Here is a 17262-nt window from a genome sequence, read left to right on the forward strand (position 1 = left end):
GCGATTACGCCTTGCTGCCATGTTCCTGCATCAGCTTGTAGCTGCGCTCATACCATTTGGTGCCGGGATAGTTGGCGCCCAGCACGGCGGCGGCCTTGCGCGCTTCGTCGGGGATGCCGAGCGAGAGATAGGATTCGACCAGCCGCTCCAGTGCTTCGGGCGTATGCGTGGTGGTCTGATATTTGTCGATCACGACACGGAAACGCAGCGTGGCAGCCAGCCACTGGCCGCGCCGCTGGTAGAAGCGGCCAACTTCCATTTCCTTGCCGGCCAGATGGTCGTTGACCAGATCGACCTTCAACCGCGCATCGGCGGCATAGCGGGTGCCGGGATAGCGGCGGATCAGTTCGCCCAGCGAATCCAGCGCCTGCTGCGTAATCTTCTGGTCGCGGCTGACATCGGCAATCTGCTCATAATAGCAGAGCGCGATCAGATAATAGGCGTAGGGCGCATCCTTGTTGCCGGTGTGGATCGACAGGAAACGCTGCGAGGCCGAGATGGATTCGGCATAGTCGCTGTTCATATAGTAGCTGAACGCCGACATCAGCTGCGCCCGGCGCGCCCAGGGTGAATAGGGATGCTGGCGCTCCACCTCGTCAAACAAAGCGGCGGCGAGCTTGTATTGGCCGCGATTGAGCCGCTCCTTGCCGCTATTATAGAGGGTCGACACGTCGCGGGCGACATATTGGGTGTCGGCCTTGTTCTTGGACGTCGCGCAGCCTGCAAGCAGGGCGGCAAGCAGAAGCGGGGCGGTGGCCGCGCCGATGCGCGTTACAGTTTTCATCAGCATGGGGCGGGTCATAGCCGAGGGACACGCCGCCGCCAAGCGGCAGAATGGAGTCACGCTCAACAGGCCGTTCGCGCCGGCAGATCGAGCCGCGCGACCGCGCCGCCATTGCTCCCCGGCGTCAGCGAAAAGCGCCCGCCCAACTGCACCGCCAGCGCATTGGCGATGCGCAGACCCAGCGATTCGCTGGTGCCATGTTCAAAGTCCGGGGCGACGCCATGGCCGTCATCGACGATGCGCAGCGCCAGCGCGCCCTGCGCCTCCTCCAGCGTCACGACCACCTTGCCGGGCCGGTCTGGCAAGCCATGTTCGATCGCGTTGCTGACCGATTCCGCCACGATCAGCGCCAGCGGCACCGTGATGGCAGGCTCGATCGTCAGCCCGTCGGGCGCGGTCACCGCGACATCTATGTCCGTGCGGCCACTGGCCTCCAGCACATCGGCCGATAGCGTGGTCAGGAAGGCGCGGATATCCTGCCCCTGCCCCGACGGATCATAGAGCGCGCGGCTGATCCGGCCGACCAGCCCCAGCCGGGCCGAGGCATCGTCCAGCGCCTTGCGCGCCACATCATGATCCACATGGCGACGCTGAAGCGCCAGCATGGCGGCCACGACCTGCAGATTGTTGGATACGCGATGCTGGAGTTCGTGGAACAGAAGCTCGCGATTTTCCGCCAGCGCCCGGCTGCGTTCGCGCTCCACCGCCAGATGGAAATTGGCGCGCTGCATGAAGTGGATCAGCAAGATATCGACCACCACCACGCCGGTGTAGAAGAGCATCGCCACCGCCACCGCCGGGTTCATCACCAACGTGTGGAAGGGCGGGATGAAAACATACCAGGACAGCAGGCCGCAGAAAAGCGCGGTGAAAATCCCCGGCCTGACCCCGAACAGGAAGGAGGAGAGGATGACCGCCGGAAAGAAAGTGACGAAGGGATAGCCGTTGGGCAGCAGGGGTTCAGCCGCGATGCGCAGCATGAAAGCCCCGCCGCAAAAGAGCAGCGACAGAATGTAGGCATAAGCTGGCCGATCAAGGACGAGCGGCAGGCGTTCGACAAAGCGCGCGTTGCTCCGCTGCATGATGTTCCCCAAATGGTCCATCGTTACAGTAGCAGAACCTTAGTGGGATGCATTGATCGAAATCAGTCCATTGCGCACCCGGCATAAAAAAGGGCGCCCGGTTGAACCGGACGCCCCATTTTTTATTCAGTTCGTCGGATCGACGATCAATCCTGGGTCAGGAAGTCGGGCAAACCGCCCGGTGCCGGGCCGTCGTCGTTGCCGCCTTCGCTGCGTTCGCGACGCGGACCACGATCACCGCCGTCACGGCGCGGGCCACGACCCCGATCACCGCCTTCGCGACGCGGGCCACGGCCTTCGCCGCCGCCACCGTCACGGCGTGGGCCACGATCGCCACGGGGTTCGCGCGCTTCGCGGGCAGGACGGGTGTCCTCCAGCTCTGCGCCGGTTTCCTGATCGACGACGCGCATCGACAGGCGAACCTTGCCGCGCGGATCGATTTCGAGAACCTTGACCTTCACTTCCTGGCCTTCCGACACGACGTCGGTCGGCTTTTCCACGCGCTCATTCTTCATTTCGGAAACGTGGACGAGGCCGTCCTTGCCACCCATGAAATTCACGAAAGCCCCGAAGTCGACAATGTTGACGACCTTGCCGTCATAGATTTTGCCAACTTCCGCTTCCTGCGTGATGCCCAGGATCCACTTGCGGGCCGCTTCGATCTGCGCCGGGTCGGACGAGCTGATCTTGATCAGGCCTTCATCGTCAATGTCGACCTTCGCGCCGGTTTCAGCGACGATTTCGCGGATGACCTTGCCGCCGGTGCCGATGACTTCACGGATCTTCGACTTGTCGATCTGCAACGTCTCGATGCGCGGGGCATGAGCCGACAGTTCGGTGCGGGTCGAGGACAGCGACTTGGCCATCTCGCCAAGGATGTGCGCGCGGCCTTCCTTCGCCTGGGTCAGTGCGGCTTCAAAGATTTCGCGCGTGATGCCCGCAATCTTGATGTCCATCTGCATCGTGGTGATGCCTTCGGACGTTCCCGCAACCTTGAAGTCCATGTCGCCCAGATGATCCTCATCACCCAGGATGTCGGACAGGACGGCAAAGTCCTTGCCTTCCAGGATCAGGCCCATGGCGATGCCGGACACGGGGCGCTTCAATGGCACACCGGCGTCCATCATCGAAAGCGAACCGCCGCAGACGGTCGCCATCGAGGACGAGCCGTTCGACTCGGTAATGTCGGAGAGAACGCGGATCGTATAGGGGAACTCATCCTTGCTCGGCAGCACGGGGTGCAGCGCACGCCAGGCCAGCTTGCCATGACCCACTTCACGACGACCCGGCGCACCGAAGCGGCCGACTTCACCGACCGAATAGGGCGGGAAGTTATAGTGCAGCATGAAGTTTTCATAATGTAGGCCGGTCAGGCCGTCGATCATCTGCTCGGCGTCCTTGGTGCCCAGCGTGGTGGTGCAGATGGACTGCGTTTCACCGCGCGTGAACAGGGCCGAACCATGGGTGCGGGGCAGGAAGCCGACCATCGCTTCGATCGGGCGGATCTGCGTGGTGGTGCGGCCGTCGATACGCTTGCCGTCCTTCAGGATGGCGCCGCGCACGATTTCCGCTTCCAGCTTCTTGGTCAGCTTGATGCCGGCCATCACGGTCTGGGCGTCCAGGCCGTCGGCGGTGAACTTCGCCTTCGCCTTGGCACGGGCTTCGTTCAGCGCGTTGGAACGGGCCGACTTGTCGGTCAGCTTGTAGGCGGCGGCAATGTCCTTGCCGATCAGCTTCTTGAGCTTCGCCTTCAGGTCGACCAGGTCATCGCTCTTGGCCATGTCCCAGGGATCCTTGGCCGCCTTTTCAGCCAGGCTGATGATGGCGTCGACAATCTTCTTGCTCGCTTCATGCGCAAACAGAACGGCACCCAGCATGATTTCTTCCGACAGCTCTTTCGCTTCGGATTCAACCATCATGACCGCGTCGTAGGTCGCGGCAACGACCAGATCGAGTTCGCCGGTCTTTACCTCGTCCAGCGACGGGTTGAGCTGATATTCGCCATCCTTGTAGCCGACGCGCGCCGCGCCGATCGGACCCATGAAGGGGACGCCCGACAGGGTCAGCGCAGCCGACGCCGCGATCATCGCCACCATGTCCGGCTCGCTTTCGCCATCGAACGACAGCACCTGGGCGATGACGTTGATTTCGTTGTAGAAGCCTTCGGGGAACAGCGGGCGGATCGGACGGTCGATCAGGCGGGAAACCAGCGTTTCCTTTTCGGTCGCGCCGCGCTCACGCTTGAAAAAGCCGCCGGGGATGCGGCCGGCGGCGGAATATTTTTCCTGATAGTGAACGGTCAGCGGGAAGAAATCCTGGCCTTCCTTCACGCTCTTGGCGGCGGTCACGGCGCACAGCACCACGGTTTCGCCATAGGTGGCCAGCACGGCGGCGTCGGCCTGGCGTGCGATACGGCCGGTTTCGAGGGTCAGCGTCTTGCCGGCCAGCTCGATCGATACTTTCTTGACATCAAACATAGTTTTTTCCTTCGCCCGCGTCGGCCCTATTGCCGGGCGGGGCCTTTGGCGGAGCCTGTTAGGCTCCATGATTGGAGAGCTTCACGCTCTCCTCCGTCGCGGGTGCGACGGTGCGGGAAAGTGTCCCCTTTATCATGCCGCCGTGCCGGATTGCCCGGCGTCATGTCATCTTTCACATCGTCATTCCGGACCTGATCCGGGATGACGGGCCATTCAATTAGCCCGGAATCAGAAACGGCCCCGCATGGGGGCCGTCCCGTTGAAGGTCTGCGTTACTTGCGCAGGCCCAGCTTGGCGATCAGGTCGGTGTAGCGCGCCTGATCCTTCTTCTTGAGATAGTCCAGCAGCGAACGACGCTTGTTGACCATCATCAGCAGACCACGACGGCTATGATTATCCTTGTGGTGACCCTTGAAATGCTCGGTCAGGTTGGTGATCCGCTCGGTCAGGATCGAAACCTGAACCTCTGGCGAACCCGTGTCACCCTCAGCGCGGGCATATTCCTTGATCAGCGCTTCCTTGCGCTCGGCAGTAATCGTCATTTAGTCGTCATCCTTCGACATCAGGTTGAAACCGCGCACCACGATGATCTCGCGATCATCCGACCGGACCAGCGCGACAGGGATATCCCTGTCCATCGCCAGATACAGGCCGGTGGTGGCAGTGATCCCGGTCAGAACCTTCCCCTGTCGGAGCATCAGGGCCTGATCGGGAGAGACGGGGAGAGCCGGGATGTCGTCCAGCCCCGCCGTCAGCGGCAGCATAAGGCTACCGATGGCGCGCTCGTTAGCAGCATGGCGCAATTTGTCCAGCGAAATCGCGGAATCCAGCGTGAACGGCCCGGCCTTGATACGGCGAAGCATGGTGACATGACCGACCGTGCCGAGCGCCAGCGCAATGTCGCGGGCAAGCGAGCGGATATAGGTGCCCTTGGAGACATGGGCGGTGAGGGTGATGGCCTCAATCCTCTCCCCCTGGGGCGAGGAGATTTGCAGGCCATGCACCGTCACCGCGCGCGTCTTCATCTCCACATCCGCCCCCGACCGCGCCAGATCATAAGCACGCTGGCCGTCGATCAGGATGGCGCTATAGGCGGGCGGCACCTGCTCGATCGGGCCGGTAAAGCGCGGCAGCACCGCCTCCGCCTCCGCCCATGTCGGCCGCACATCGCTGGTCGCGATCACTGCGCCTTCCAGGTCGAGCGTGTCGGTCTGCGCCCCGAACGCGATCGTAAAATCATAAATCTTGTCGCTGTCGAGCATCCGCCCGGCGAGCTTCGTCGCCTCCCCCACCGCGATCGGCAGCACCCCTGTCGCCAGCGGATCGAGCGTGCCGCCATGGCCAACCTTGCACTTGCCCGCCCCGCTGTCGCGCAGCGCGCGCTTGACCGCGCTGACCGCCTGGGTCGAGCCAAGGCCATGGGGTTTGTCGAGGATGATCCAACCGTGCATAGACGCGCGCCTACACCGCAGCAGGGGTCTTGTCAGCCGCCCATCTGCGCCACGAAATGGCGGCGGCACAGGGCAACATAGCGATCATTGCCACCAATCTCCGTTTGCTCGCCCAGCCGGATCGCCCGCCCTTCTTCATCGACACGCAGATTCATCGTCGCCTTGCGCCCGCAATCGCATACCGTCTTGATCTCGCTCAGACTGTCCGCCAGCCCCAGCAGGTGGGCGCTGCCTTCAAATAATTCGCCCTGGAAATCGGTGCGCAAGCCATAACATAACACGGGCACGCCCAGTTCATCACACACGCGGCCCAGCGCCCATACCTGCGCTCGCGTCAGAAATTGCGCCTCGTCCACCAGCACGCAGGACAGGCGCGTGCCGTGATGGCAGGCGGCGATGGCGGTGAATATATCGGTATCAGCCTCGAACAGATGGGCCTGCGCCTCCAGCCCGATCCGCGACACGATCCGCCCGCGGCCATAACGATCGTCCACGGCGGCAGTCCACAGCATCGTGTCCATGCCGCGCTCGCGATAGTTGAAGTCCGATTGCAGCAGGGTGGTCGATTTCCCCGCATTCATCGAGCTATAATAGAAATAGAGTTTTGCCATAGGTCAGCGGCCCAAACCTATCGAACCATGGGCGCGACGCCAGACAGGAAACGCACCAACGCATCGGCGAGCGCGATCCTTTTGTCCGAAAAACTATGATCGGTCGGCCAGACCATCAACCGCGAATTGGGATTGGCCCCTTGCGCGTCGGCAGCGACCTTGCGCGCCTCTGCCCCCAGTCCCTTTTCCGCGCCAAGAATCGTGAGCGGGCGACGGCCATAGCCCGCCAGCCGTCGGCCAAGGTCGAACTTGTCGCCATTGCCCTTTATCTCGGCGGTCAGGCTGTCATAGGTCGCGCCGTGCAGCGGCGGCAGGTCGCTCTCCACCTCTGCCTTCCACGCCGCCTCGCCCTGCGCCGTGGCCAGCGCCGCGACGGTCTGGGCCGGATCCCACGGGTCGATCAGGAACAGCCCGGCAACGCGCGGTTCGGCGGCGGCGATATCGGCCGCCATGAAGCCGCCCATGCTATGCCCCGCGACCACGATGGCGCTGGTGTCGATGTGATATTTGGCAACCGTCGATGCCTGCTGGAGAAATTGCAGCGCCGCAAAAGCATCGTCGGACGCATTGCCGAAGGAGAAATTCCCCGGACTGCCCCACGAACCGCGATAATGGAGCGTCAGCACATTCCATCCCGCCCGGCGGACGGCCTGGGCCAGGTCCAGATTCTGCTCATTCCCCGGAAAGCCGTGGAGCAACAGCAACGTGGGATGCAGCCCGGCTCCGGCGGCCGTGTACATGACGGCATTCATCGCCCCATCGCCCGACGGCAAGACAAAGGCGCGGATGCCTGCGGGATAGGCTGCGTCCGGGGCGGGATCGCTGATGACGGCGGGGTGGATCGCGGGGTCTTTGGCGTTCAAAGGTCCGGCGAGCAACAAGGCCAGCCCGACTATCCCAATTCCGCGTCCGATCCGATTCATCGCCTGCCCCCGTTTAACCGCAAATGAGACGCTACCGACGATCCGTCGCCGTGCCACCGAAGCGCGGAGTTTGGTTCAATCCTCGCCGTCGTCATCCTTGACCAGATCCTGCGCCACCTTGGGATCGCGCAGCAGCTTGTCGATATGGCTGCCCTCGTCGAAACTGTCGTCGGCCAGGAACTTGATCTTGGCCGCATATTTCAACCGCGTGCGCGATGCGACCTCGCGCTGGAAATAGGCCGTGTTGGTCCGCAGCGCCTTCAGCACCGCTTCCTCATCCTGCCCCAGCAGCGGCTTGATGAAGGCGGTGGCGTGGCGCAGGTCGGACGACATGCGCACTTCGGTCACGCTCACGACATGCTTGGCCAGCACATCATCATGCACGTCGCCGCGCTGGAGAATGCCGGACAGGATATGACGCACCTGTTCCCCCACGCGGAGCGCACGGACGGACGGGCCTTGAGTTTGACTGGACATATATAAACCTCATGGCCCCGGCCGAAGCCGGAGCCACGTCTTTCCTATCACAGCGTGCGGATGCGTTCCTCGACCTCGAACAGTTCGAGCGTATCGCCTGCCTTGATGTCGTTGGTGTCCTGCAGCACAGCGCCACATTCCATGCCGGCGCGCACTTCGGACACATCGTCCTTGAAGCGACGCAGCGAGTGGATGACCGTCTTGGACACGATGACATCGTCGCGGGTGAGGCGCGCGTTGAGCCCCTTGCGAATGACGCCTTCCTTGACCAGAAGCCCGGCGGCCTTGTCCTTCTTGCCCGCAGGGAAGACCTGAAGCACTTCGGCGCGACCGACGATCGTTTCGATCCGTTCGGGGGCCAGCTGGCCCGCCATTTCGTTGCGCACTTCTTCGAGCAGGTCGTAGATCACGTCATAATAGCGCAGCGAGATTTTCTCGCGGATCGCCAGCGGACGTGCCTTGGCATTGGGACGGACGTTGAAGCCGATCAGCGGCGCGCGGCTGGCCGAAGCCAGCGTAACGTCGCTCTCGGTGATCGCGCCGACGCCGGAGCTCAAGATACGCACCTTGATCTCGTCTGTCGAAATGCGGTTCAGCGCACTGACGATCGCTTCGACCGAACCCTGCACGTCGCCACGGATGACCACCGGATATTCGATGACCTTGGTGCTCAATGCCGAGAACATATTCTCGAAATTGGTCGGCACTGACGCCGTCCGCTTGCGGGTGATCTGTTCCTGGCGATAGGCGGCGACCTCACGGGCGCGCGCCTCATTCTCCACGACCGTCATCTGGTCACCGGCCATCGGCACGCCCGACAGGCCCAGCACTTCGACCGGGACCGAAGGACCGGCAGACTTGACCTGCTGCCCCTTGTCATTGACGAGCGCGCGCACCTTGCCGCTTTCCGCGCCGATGACGAAGGTGTCGCCAACCTTGAGCGTACCCTTGCGCACCAGCACGGTGGCGACCGCGCCACGGCCCTTGTCCAGCTGCGCCTCGATCACATTGCCTTCGGCGGCGCGATCGGGGTTGGCGGTCAGTTCCATGACTTCGGCCTGGAGCAGTATCTTTTCGATCAGCTCGTCCAGACCGGTTTTCTTGAGCGCGGACACCTGCACATCCTGCACGTCGCCGCCCATATCCTCGACCACGATTTCATGTTCGAGCAGGCGTTCACGGACCTTTTGCGGGTTGGCTTCCGGCTTGTCGCACTTGTTGATCGCCACGATCATCGGCACGCCAGCGGCCTTGGTATGGTTGATCGCCTCAATCGTCTGCGGCATCAGCCCGTCATCGGCGGCCACCACCAGAATGACGATGTCGGTCACGTTCGCACCGCGTGCGCGCATTTCCGAAAAAGCCTCATGGCCCGGCGTGTCCAGGAAAGTGATGATGTCGCCACCCTTGGTCGTCACCTGATAGGCGCCGATATGCTGGGTGATGCCACCGCTTTCGCCCGCGACCACATCGGTCCCGCGCAGCGCGTCGAGCAGGCTGGTCTTGCCATGATCGACATGGCCCATGATCGTGACGACAGGCGCACGCACCTTGAGCGATTCGACCGGATCGAGATCCCCCTCGATGCCGATTTCGACGTCGGCTTCGGACACGCGCTGGATGCGGTGGCCAAATTCTTCGACCAGCAGTTCGGCGGTGTCCTGATCGATCGACTGGTTGAGCGTGACCGCCTGCCCCATCTTGAACAGCGACTTGACCAGATCCGCGCCCTTTTCGGCCATACGGTTGGCCAGTTCCTGCACGGTGATGACTTCTGGCACGACCACGTCGCGCGACTGTTTTTCGCGCGTCTTGGAGCCGCCGGCATAATGGGCGCGGCGTTCCTTTTCACGGGCGCGCTTCAATGCAGCAAGGCTGCGCGCACGGGCGCTGTCATCATCGGCCAGCGCCTTGGTGACGGTCAGCTTGCCAGCCTGGCGACGATGATCCTCGCCCTTCTTCGCCCGTTCGGGCTTGGTCGGTTCGGGACGCTTGACCGGTGTGACCGGGGTAAAGCGGCGCGGCGGTGGCGGCGCGGCAGTGGTCGCTGCGGGCTGCTCGTCCGTCGCAGCGGGTGCCGCCGCGTCAGGCGCAGCTACAGATTCCTGCGGCGCAACGGCAGGCGCGTCGGCGACCGGCGCGGCTTCGGGTGCCTTGGCTTCCTCGACAGCGGGCGCGGATGCCGCGGTTTCGGCAGCCTGGCGACTTTCCTCGGCCCGGCGCTTTTCATTCTCGGCCGCAGCGATACGCTCGGCCGCCTCGCGACGGCGCGCATCCTCCAGCGCGTTCATGCGCGCTTCCTCGGCCTCGCGCAGCAGCTTGGCCTGCAATTCCTGACGCGACATCAGGCTTTGCGGCGGCGACTGGCGCGCGGGGGCAGGCTGCGGCGCACGCTGCTGAGGCGGCGGCGGGGCAGCGGGGCGGGGCGCTGCGGGTGCTGCTGTGGTCGCCACTGGCACCGGATCAGCCTGCGGCGCAGCAGCAGCCGGGGAAGCTTCGCCCGGCTTGCCCAGGACGCGGCGCCGCTTCACCTCAACCACGACCGTATTCTTGCGGCCATGGCTGAACTGCTGCTGCACCTGACCGGATTCCACGGTCCGCTTGATGCCCAGCGGCTTGCGGCCCAGAACCGGCTTGTCTTCCTTGCTGTCACTCATACGACTGAACTTAACCCTTCACTTCATCACCGGCCGGTGCAGGCACCGACGCATCATTCCATGCAATCTCGGCACCCTGCGCAGCGGAGGATTGCTCCTCCTCCTGCGCGGGCGCCTCGATAACGCAACCCAGATAGCTTTCCAAGCGGCCCAGGGCCGCACGCAGGCGTAGCGCCGCGCGCGAGTCGGTCACCGCAACATGGACGACATTATCGCGCCCCATTGCCATAGATAGGGCCTCGCGGTCCACAGGCAAGACGGTGCCTGCAAGATCGCTGCCTTCCGCTTCCTGTCCGACGCGCAGCGCCTGGTCCAGTTTGCGGTTGCCATCGGCCGCCGCATCGCTGGCGTGGAGCAGCAATTTGACCAGCCCCTTGCGGCAGGCAGTATCGATTTTTTCCGAGCCGGTGAGCAGCATGGACGCGCGCGCCTCCAGCCCCAGACGGCTGAGCAGATCCTGACGCAGCGCCGTCTCGATCCGTTCGGGCAGGTCCGCCTCGATCTGGAGCGCGCCATCCTTGAAAGAGCGCGCGATCGCCCCCTTGAGCTTGCCCTTGGCCAGCGCCGTTTCCAGCTCGGCGCGGCTGACGCCGATCCAGGCACCCCGCCCCGGCGCCTTGGCGCGGACGTCGGGCAGCACCTGCCCCTCCGGCCCGATCGCCAGGCGGATCAGCGTTTCAGGGTCGGCGCGGTCGCCGGTCAATATGCATTTGCGTTCGGTCATGCGTGCCCCTCCGCCAAAACGGATGGACTGGCAACCCCAACGCTATCGGATAGGCCTAAACGCTCATCGGGGAGTGTCCGCAGCAATGGCGTCCTCCCTATGAGAAGAGTTGGGCCTAACAGAGGGCGCAGGTGCGCGGTCGGCCAAAAGCTGCCCGCCCGCCGCATAATTTTCCAGGCTCAGTTCGGTGATATTGATCTGGACGGCAGCCGCCGGCTTTCCCAGCCGCTCCACGAGCGACTGGGTGATGTCGGCAACCAGCGCGGCTTTCTGCTCGCGCGTTACGGCTCCGGCCAGACGGATATCAACGAACGGCATGGCGGATCAGGCTTCCTCGTCTTCAAACCAGTGGGCGCGCGCGGCCATGATGATCTCATTGCCCTGCTCGTCCGACAGGCCATAGGCCGCCAAAATGCCGCCCTTGTCCTCGGTGGTTTCGGTCTTGCGGCGGCGCTGGTCGATGCGCTTCTTTTGCACCAGCTCGTCGGTGGCCAGGTCCGCCAGATCGTCGAGCGTCTTGATGCCCGCCTTGCCCAGCGTCACCAGCATCGCTTCGGTCAGATGCGGCATGTCCGCCAGGGCATCCTCGACGCCCAGCGCCTGCCGTTCTTCCCGCGAAGCCGCCTCGCGACGCTCCAGCGCTTCAAGCGCGCGGTTCTGCAACTCGCCCGCCAGATCATCGTCAAAGCCTTCGATCGAGGCCAGCTCGTCGATGCTGACATAGGCGACCTCTTCCAGCTCGCCAAAGCCCTCGGCCACCAGCAGCTGCGACAGCGTCTCGTCCACGTCCAGTTCGTTCTGGAACAGTTCGGACCGGGTCACAAATTCCTTCTGGCGCTTCTCGCTGGCATCAGCTTCGGTCATGATGTCGATCGCCTTGCCGGTCAGCTGGCTGGCGAGACGGACATTCTGGCCGCGACGACCAATGGCAAGGCTCAGCTGATCGTCGGGGACGACGACTTCGATCCGCTCTTCTTCCTCGTCGATCAGCACGCGGCTAACCTGGGCGGGCTGAAGCGCGTTGACCACGAAGGTCGCGGTATCTTCCGACCAGGGGATGATGTCGATCTTTTCGCCCTGCATTTCCTGCACGACGGCCTGCACGCGGCTGCCCTTCATGCCGACGCAGGCGCCGACCGGATCGATGCTCGAATCGCGGCTGATCACGCCGATCTTGGCGCGGCTGCCCGGATCGCGGGCGGCGGCCATAATGGTGATGACGCCGTCATAGATTTCGGGGACTTCCTGCGCGAACAGCTTTTTCATGAATTCAGGATGCGCGCGGCTCAGGAAAATCTGCGGCCCGCGATTTTCACGGCGCACGTTCAGCACGACCGAACGGATGCGGTCGCCGACGCGGACGACTTCGCGCGGGATCTGCTGGTCGCGGCGGATGACGCCCTCGGCCCGGCCAAGGTTCACGACGACATGGCCGAACTCAACCGACTTGACGACGCCGGTGATGATCTCGCCCACGCGGTCCTTGAATTCCTCATGCTGGCGCTCGCGCTCGGCGTCGCGGACCTTCTGGAAAATCACCTGCTTGGCCGACTGGGCGTCGATGCGGCCCAGGTCGATGGGGGGCAGCGGATCGACGATGAAGTCGCCGACGACGGCGCCCTTCTGGAGCTTTTGCGCCGCCTTGATGTCGACCTGCTTGAAATAATCCTCGACCACATCGACCACTTCGACGACGCGCCACAGGCGCAGGTCGCCGCTGTCGGGGTCCAGCTTGGCGCGAATGTCATTCTCTGCGCCATAGCGTGCGCGTGCGGCGCGCTGGATCGCGTCCTCCATCGCCTCGATGACGATCGCCTTGTCGATCATCTTTTCGCTGGCCACCGAATTGGCGATGGCGATCAGTTCGGCCCGGTTGGCGGAAATGGCGTTGGCCATGGAAAGAACCCTTATCCTTCGGTTTCGATATCGTCCGCACCCTCGGCAGAGAGCGGCATGGTAGCATTAATCAACGCGTCCGTCAGCACCAGCTTGGCGGTGTCGATCAGGGCAAAGGGAATGACGACATTCCCGACCTTGGTATCCTTGAAGGCGATATCCTCGCCTTCGACCGTGCCCAGCACGCCCTTGAACGTCTTGCGGTTGTCGATCGGCTCGGTCACCGTGATCCGCGCCTCGAACCCGCCCCATTCGACAAAGTCGTGCAGGCGGGTGAGCGGACGGTCGATCCCCGGAGAGCTGACCTCCAGCCGATAGGCTTCCTCGATCGGGTCGGTCTCGTCGAGCAGGTCCGACAGGCGGCGCGAGATCGTCATGCAATCCTCGATCACCAACTGCCGCGTTTCCCGACGCTCGGCCATGATCTGAAGCGTGCGCTCATCGCCCGACCCAAACAGCTTCACCCGCACAAGGTCAAAGCCCAAAGCCTTCACCTCCGGTTCGATCAGCGCAGTCAGTGCGGCGATGTCCGCCATGCAATCTCCAGAACAATATAAGTTTGCCGCCGCCGCAGGCGGTGTGCCTGCGACCCTGACATGTTTGACGATGTAAGGAAGCAAGGGCGATATAGGCAGGACGCAGTTAATCTGCAACATTATTCGTTCTGCTGTATTCTAACCGTTCGGGCTGAGCGAAGTCGAAGCCCTCCACCGAACGAAGAGAGGTGCTTCGCCATGCTCAGCATAGCCCTTCGACTTCGCTCAGAGCCTGCCCTCGGCTTGATCGGGGGGCGAACGGAGAAAATCGTGACCCGAACCTTTATCGCTGCCCTGCCCCTCATCCTCATCGCCTGTTCGGCCGACAATGCCACCGGCCAGAACGCCGCCGACGCCCCGGCCAAGCCGTTCAAGACTGCGACCATCGCCGATTTCGATTCGCCCTGGGCCATGACCTTCCTGCCGGACGGGCGCGCGCTGGTGACGGAGAAAGCCGGCGAGATGATCCTGTTCGATCCGAAAAACGTGGATCAGTCTTGGGGCGGCAAGATCAGGGTGCAGATCCAAGGACGGCCGAAAGTGGATAGTGAGGGTCAGGGCGCTCTCATGGATGTAGTTTTACACCCGCAATTTACACAAAATAGGATTGTCTACCTCAGTTGGTCCGAACAAGGTCCAGGAGGCAAGGGCGTTGCACTTGGGAAGGGCGAATTTTCCGAGGCTCCTTCGGTATGCACAGGTCAGCCCTGTCCAAAACAACCCATATTGAAAAATTTCCAGATCATCTTCCGCGCCAGCCCCTATGTCGAGGGTGACGGCCATTATTCGGGCCGCATCGCCTTCTCACCCGATGGCAAATATCTCTTCTTCACCAATGGCGAACGGCAGAAGTTCGATCCCGCCCAAGACCCCAAGGCGACGTTAGGCAAGGTGCTGCGCCTCAATCTGGATGGCACACCCGCAGCGGGCAATCCGCTCGCGGCGCAGGGCTTCCACCCGGCGGTCTGGTCCTATGGCCACCGCAACCTGCTCGGCATCGCCTTCGACGCGGACGGTCGCCTGTGGGAACAGGAAATGGGACCAAAGGGCGGGGACGAGGTGAACCTCATCAAGCCCGGTCTCAACTATGGCTATCCCAAAGTGTCCAACGGCAGCCATTATGACGGCCGCGACATTCCCGATCACGCCCCCGGCGACGGCTTTGAAGCCCCCAAGGTCAGCTGGAACCCGGTCATCTCGCCCGGCGGCCTCCTCTATTACTCCGGCAATCTCTTCCCGGCGTGGAAAGGTTCACTCTTCATCGGCGGCCTGTCCAGTAAGGCGCTGGTCCGGGTCAAACTGGATGGCGACAAGGCCAGCAAGGCCGACCAATGGGACATGGGCGCCCGCATCCGCGAGGTCGAACAAGGCCCGGACGGCGCGCTCTGGGTGCTGGAAGATGGCGACGACGGATCGCAGGGACGGCTGCTGAAGCTGACGCCTGCGGGGTAATGTAACACAAGTTCGTCATGCTGACGAAAGTCAGCATCCAGGGCGGCACAAACCCGCCCTGGATGCCGGGTCAGGCCCGGCATGACGACGTATAATTACACCAACCGGCTCTGCTTGACCGCCGCTTCGATGAAGCTGGCGAACAGCGGATGCGGATCGAACGGCTTGGATTTCAGCTCCGGGTGGAACTGTACGCCGACAAACCAGGGATGGTCGGGCCGCTCGACGATTTCTGGCAAGGTGCCGTCGGGCGACATGCCGGAAAAGATCAGGCCGCCTTTTTCCAGTGGCTCGCGATAGCCCGCATTGACTTCATAGCGATGGCGATGCCGTTCGCTTATCTCGTCGGTGCCGTAAATGCCCGCGACCACGCTGTTGCCGGTCAGTTTCGCCGGATAAGCCCCCAGCCGCATCGTGCCGCCCAGATCGGTCTCGGCGGTGCGCTTCTGCAGGCCTTCCGCGCTCATCCATTCGGTGATCAGGCCCACGACCGGCTCGGACGTCTCGCCAAATTCGGTGGTGGAGGCAGCCGCGATACCCGCCGTATTCCGTGCGCCCTCAATGCAGGCCATCTGCATCCCCAGGCAAATGCCGAAGAATGGCACATTGCGTTCACGTGCAAATTTGACGCTGGCGATCTTGCCTTCCGACCCGCGCACGCCAAAGCCGCCGGGGACCAATATGCCGTGCATCGGCTCCAGGAAAGCGGCGACATCGTCGCCCTTCTCGAACAGTTCGGCATCGATCCACTTGATCTTCACCTTCACCCGATTGGCAAAACCGCCATGGGTCAGCGCCTCGTGCAGCGATTTATAGGCGTCGGGCAGGCCTACATATTTGCCGACCACGCCGATCGTGACTTCGCCTTCCGGGTTCTGCTGCCGGTCCATAATGTCGTCCCACCGCTCCAGCGACGGCACGGGCGCGCCCTCGATACCAAAGGCGCGCAGCACTTCGGCGTCCAGACCTTCGGCATGATATTGGGCGGGAACGCCATAGATGCTGCTGGCGTCCAGCGCAGGAATGACCGCTTCGGGCCGCACATTGCAGAAGAGCGCAATCTTGCGCCGTTCGCTTTCCGGCAGCGGATGTTCGCAGCGGCACAGCAATATGTCGGGCTGGATACCCAGCGACGTCAGTTCGCGCACGCTATGCTGGGTCGGCTTGGTCTTAAGCTCCCCCGCCGCAGCAATATAGGGCACCAAAGTCACATGGACGAAGATCGACTGGCCGCGATCCAGATCATTATGCAGTTGGCGAATCGCCTCCATGAAAGGCAGCGATTCGATGTCGCCCACGGTGCCGCCAATCTCGCACAGCACGAAATCAATATCGTCGGTGTCGGCCAGCGCGAACGCCTTGATCTCGTCGGTGACGTGCGGGATGACCTGCACCGTCGCGCCCAGATAGTCGCCGCGCCGTTCCTTGGTGATGATCGTCTGATAGACGCGGCCTTGGGTCACATTGTCGCTCTGGCGCGCGGAAACGCCGGTAAAGCGCTCATAATGGCCCAGGTCCAGATCGGTCTCCGCCCCGTCGTCGGTCACATAGACTTCGCCATGCTGATAGGGCGACATCGTGCCGGGATCGACGTTCAGATAGGGATCGAATTTGCGGATTCGCACGCGATAGCCCCGCGCCTGCAACAGCGCTGCCAGGGATGCGGCCATCAGGCCTTTACCAAGCGAGGAGACCACGCCGCCGGTGATGAAAATATACCGCGTCATGGGAGAAGAGGCCTAGCCTTTCAGAACAACAAAGAGCAAGCGCGCGAATCCACGCACGCTTAAAAAATATTCGAAATGTCGATGAACGGTTTAGTTGGCGAGCGGGACCGCGCCGTTGCTGGCCGCATTCGCCGCACCCGCCAGCGGATCAGCGCTGGTCGCCGGCGCGTTCTGCGTCACCGGTGCCTGCTTGACCAGCGACGTGTCGATGTCGCTGGGCGCATGACGCACCGACGCGATCACCGCCATGACGATGGACAGAGTGACGAAGATCGTCGCCAGCACCGTGGTCGACCGCGTCAGGAAATCCGCCGCGCCGCGCGCCGACATGAAGCCCGCCGGGCTGCCGCCCACGCCCAGCCCGCCGCCTTCCGACTTCTGCATCAGGATGACGGTAACCAGCAGGGCGGCGATGATCGCCTGCACGACGAGAAGGAAAGTGAACATGCGACGGGTTCTGTCCGG

16 protein-coding genes are annotated in these 17262 nt (G+C 62.9%); 1 reads left to right on the forward strand and 15 read right to left on the reverse strand.

All coding sequences use genetic code 11. From position 1 onward, the window contains the following. Positions 1 to 4: 4 nt before the first annotated feature. From D0Z70_RS08820 to rimP, 13 genes are all read right to left on the reverse strand, one after another. Complete coding sequence (locus tag D0Z70_RS08820) at positions 5 to 790, reverse strand: outer membrane protein assembly factor BamD (RefSeq protein WP_119745711.1); 786 nt, start codon at positions 788 to 790, stop codon at positions 5 to 7. A 56-nt stretch (positions 791 to 846) separates the two neighbouring features. Next, a complete protein-coding gene (locus D0Z70_RS08825) occupies positions 847 to 1866 on the reverse strand; it encodes a sensor histidine kinase (protein ID WP_119745713.1) in 1020 nt (339 codons plus the stop codon). Between the two features lie 146 nt (positions 1867 to 2012). Next, entirely contained in the window at positions 2013 to 4343 is a 2331-nt protein-coding gene (gene pnp / locus D0Z70_RS08830) for a polyribonucleotide nucleotidyltransferase (RefSeq protein ID WP_119745453.1), read from the reverse strand. Positions 4344 to 4615: 272 nt separating this feature from the next. Continuing rightward, the gene (gene rpsO, locus D0Z70_RS08835) at positions 4616 to 4885 is read right to left on the reverse strand and encodes a 30S ribosomal protein S15 (RefSeq protein ID WP_119745455.1); all 270 of its coding nucleotides are present in this window, start codon (positions 4883 to 4885) and stop codon (positions 4616 to 4618) included. Continuing rightward, entirely contained in the window at positions 4886 to 5794 is a 909-nt protein-coding gene (gene truB, locus D0Z70_RS08840; RefSeq protein WP_119745457.1) for a tRNA pseudouridine(55) synthase TruB, read from the reverse strand. A gap of 32 nt (positions 5795 to 5826) precedes the next feature. Then, the gene (locus D0Z70_RS08845) at positions 5827 to 6405 is read right to left on the reverse strand and encodes a thymidine kinase (RefSeq protein WP_119745459.1); all 579 of its coding nucleotides are present in this window, start codon (positions 6403 to 6405) and stop codon (positions 5827 to 5829) included. A gap of 17 nt (positions 6406 to 6422) precedes the next feature. Beyond that, a complete protein-coding gene (locus D0Z70_RS08850) occupies positions 6423 to 7328 on the reverse strand; it encodes an alpha/beta hydrolase family protein (RefSeq protein WP_119745461.1) in 906 nt (301 codons plus the stop codon). A gap of 75 nt (positions 7329 to 7403) precedes the next feature. Beyond that, entirely contained in the window at positions 7404 to 7805 is a 402-nt protein-coding gene (gene rbfA, locus D0Z70_RS08855) for a 30S ribosome-binding factor RbfA (protein ID WP_119745464.1), read from the reverse strand. A 47-nt stretch (positions 7806 to 7852) separates the two neighbouring features. Further along, entirely contained in the window at positions 7853 to 10462 is a 2610-nt protein-coding gene (gene infB, locus D0Z70_RS08860) for a translation initiation factor IF-2 (protein ID WP_119745466.1), read from the reverse strand. A gap of 10 nt (positions 10463 to 10472) precedes the next feature. Then, positions 10473 to 11186 (reverse strand): DUF448 domain-containing protein, encoded by a 714-nt coding sequence (locus tag D0Z70_RS08865; protein WP_119745468.1) that lies wholly within the window; start codon positions 11184 to 11186, stop codon positions 10473 to 10475. 63 nt (positions 11187 to 11249) lie between these two features. Next, positions 11250 to 11504 carry a tautomerase family protein gene (locus tag D0Z70_RS08870; RefSeq protein ID WP_119745470.1) on the reverse strand — a complete coding sequence of 85 codons (255 nt, stop codon included), beginning with the start codon at positions 11502 to 11504 and terminating at the stop codon, positions 11250 to 11252. A 6-nt stretch (positions 11505 to 11510) separates the two neighbouring features. Further along, positions 11511 to 13082 (reverse strand): transcription termination factor NusA, encoded by a 1572-nt coding sequence (nusA, locus tag D0Z70_RS08875; protein WP_119745472.1) that lies wholly within the window; start codon positions 13080 to 13082, stop codon positions 11511 to 11513. Positions 13083 to 13093: 11 nt separating this feature from the next. Beyond that, complete coding sequence (gene rimP / locus D0Z70_RS08880) at positions 13094 to 13618, reverse strand: ribosome maturation protein RimP (RefSeq protein WP_119745474.1); 525 nt, start codon at positions 13616 to 13618, stop codon at positions 13094 to 13096. A gap of 270 nt (positions 13619 to 13888) precedes the next feature. Here rimP and D0Z70_RS08885 point away from each other — a divergent pair, with 270 nt between their 5' ends. Then, positions 13889 to 15070: a PQQ-dependent sugar dehydrogenase gene (locus tag D0Z70_RS08885; protein WP_239018865.1), complete on the forward strand. Its 1182-nt coding sequence runs from the start codon at positions 13889 to 13891 to the stop codon at positions 15068 to 15070. Positions 15071 to 15165: 95 nt separating this feature from the next. Here D0Z70_RS08885 and D0Z70_RS08890 read toward each other — a convergent pair whose 3' ends face one another. After that, positions 15166 to 16797 (reverse strand): CTP synthase, encoded by a 1632-nt coding sequence (locus D0Z70_RS08890; RefSeq protein WP_119745478.1) that lies wholly within the window; start codon positions 16795 to 16797, stop codon positions 15166 to 15168. 90 nt (positions 16798 to 16887) lie between these two features. Further along, positions 16888 to 17244 (reverse strand): preprotein translocase subunit SecG, encoded by a 357-nt coding sequence (gene secG, locus D0Z70_RS08895; protein WP_006951806.1) that lies wholly within the window; start codon positions 17242 to 17244, stop codon positions 16888 to 16890. Positions 17245 to 17262: the final 18 nt, after the last annotated feature.

Source organism: Sphingobium terrigena, assembly GCF_003591655.1.
Taxonomy (GTDB): domain Bacteria; phylum Pseudomonadota; class Alphaproteobacteria; order Sphingomonadales; family Sphingomonadaceae; genus Sphingobium; species Sphingobium terrigena.

Coding starts and splice junctions, on each gene's coding strand:
- truB (WP_119745457.1), bottom strand. CDS start 5,794: ATGCACGGTTGGATCATCCTCGACAAACCCCATGGCCTTGGCTCGACC.
- rbfA (WP_119745464.1), bottom strand. CDS start 7,805: ATGTCCAGTCAAACTCAAGGCCCGTCCGTCCGTGCGCTCCGCGTGGGG.
- infB (WP_119745466.1), bottom strand. CDS start 10,462: ATGAGTGACAGCAAGGAAGACAAGCCGGTTCTGGGCCGCAAGCCGCTG.
- rpsO (WP_119745455.1), bottom strand. CDS start 4,885: ATGACGATTACTGCCGAGCGCAAGGAAGCGCTGATCAAGGAATATGCC.
- D0Z70_RS08870 (WP_119745470.1), bottom strand. CDS start 11,504: ATGCCGTTCGTTGATATCCGTCTGGCCGGAGCCGTAACGCGCGAGCAG.
- nusA (WP_119745472.1), bottom strand. CDS start 13,082: ATGGCCAACGCCATTTCCGCCAACCGGGCCGAACTGATCGCCATCGCC.
- rimP (WP_119745474.1), bottom strand. CDS start 13,618: ATGGCGGACATCGCCGCACTGACTGCGCTGATCGAACCGGAGGTGAAG.
- pnp (WP_119745453.1), bottom strand. CDS start 4,343: ATGTTTGATGTCAAGAAAGTATCGATCGAGCTGGCCGGCAAGACGCTG.
- D0Z70_RS08890 (WP_119745478.1), bottom strand. CDS start 16,797: ATGACGCGGTATATTTTCATCACCGGCGGCGTGGTCTCCTCGCTTGGT.
- secG (WP_006951806.1), bottom strand. CDS start 17,244: ATGTTCACTTTCCTTCTCGTCGTGCAGGCGATCATCGCCGCCCTGCTG.
- D0Z70_RS08825 (WP_119745713.1), bottom strand. CDS start 1,866: ATGCAGCGGAGCAACGCGCGCTTTGTCGAACGCCTGCCGCTCGTCCTT.
- D0Z70_RS08865 (WP_119745468.1), bottom strand. CDS start 11,186: ATGACCGAACGCAAATGCATATTGACCGGCGACCGCGCCGACCCTGAA.
- D0Z70_RS08850 (WP_119745461.1), bottom strand. CDS start 7,328: ATGAATCGGATCGGACGCGGAATTGGGATAGTCGGGCTGGCCTTGTTG.
- D0Z70_RS08820 (WP_119745711.1), bottom strand. CDS start 790: ATGCTGATGAAAACTGTAACGCGCATCGGCGCGGCCACCGCCCCGCTT.
- D0Z70_RS08845 (WP_119745459.1), bottom strand. CDS start 6,405: ATGGCAAAACTCTATTTCTATTATAGCTCGATGAATGCGGGGAAATCG.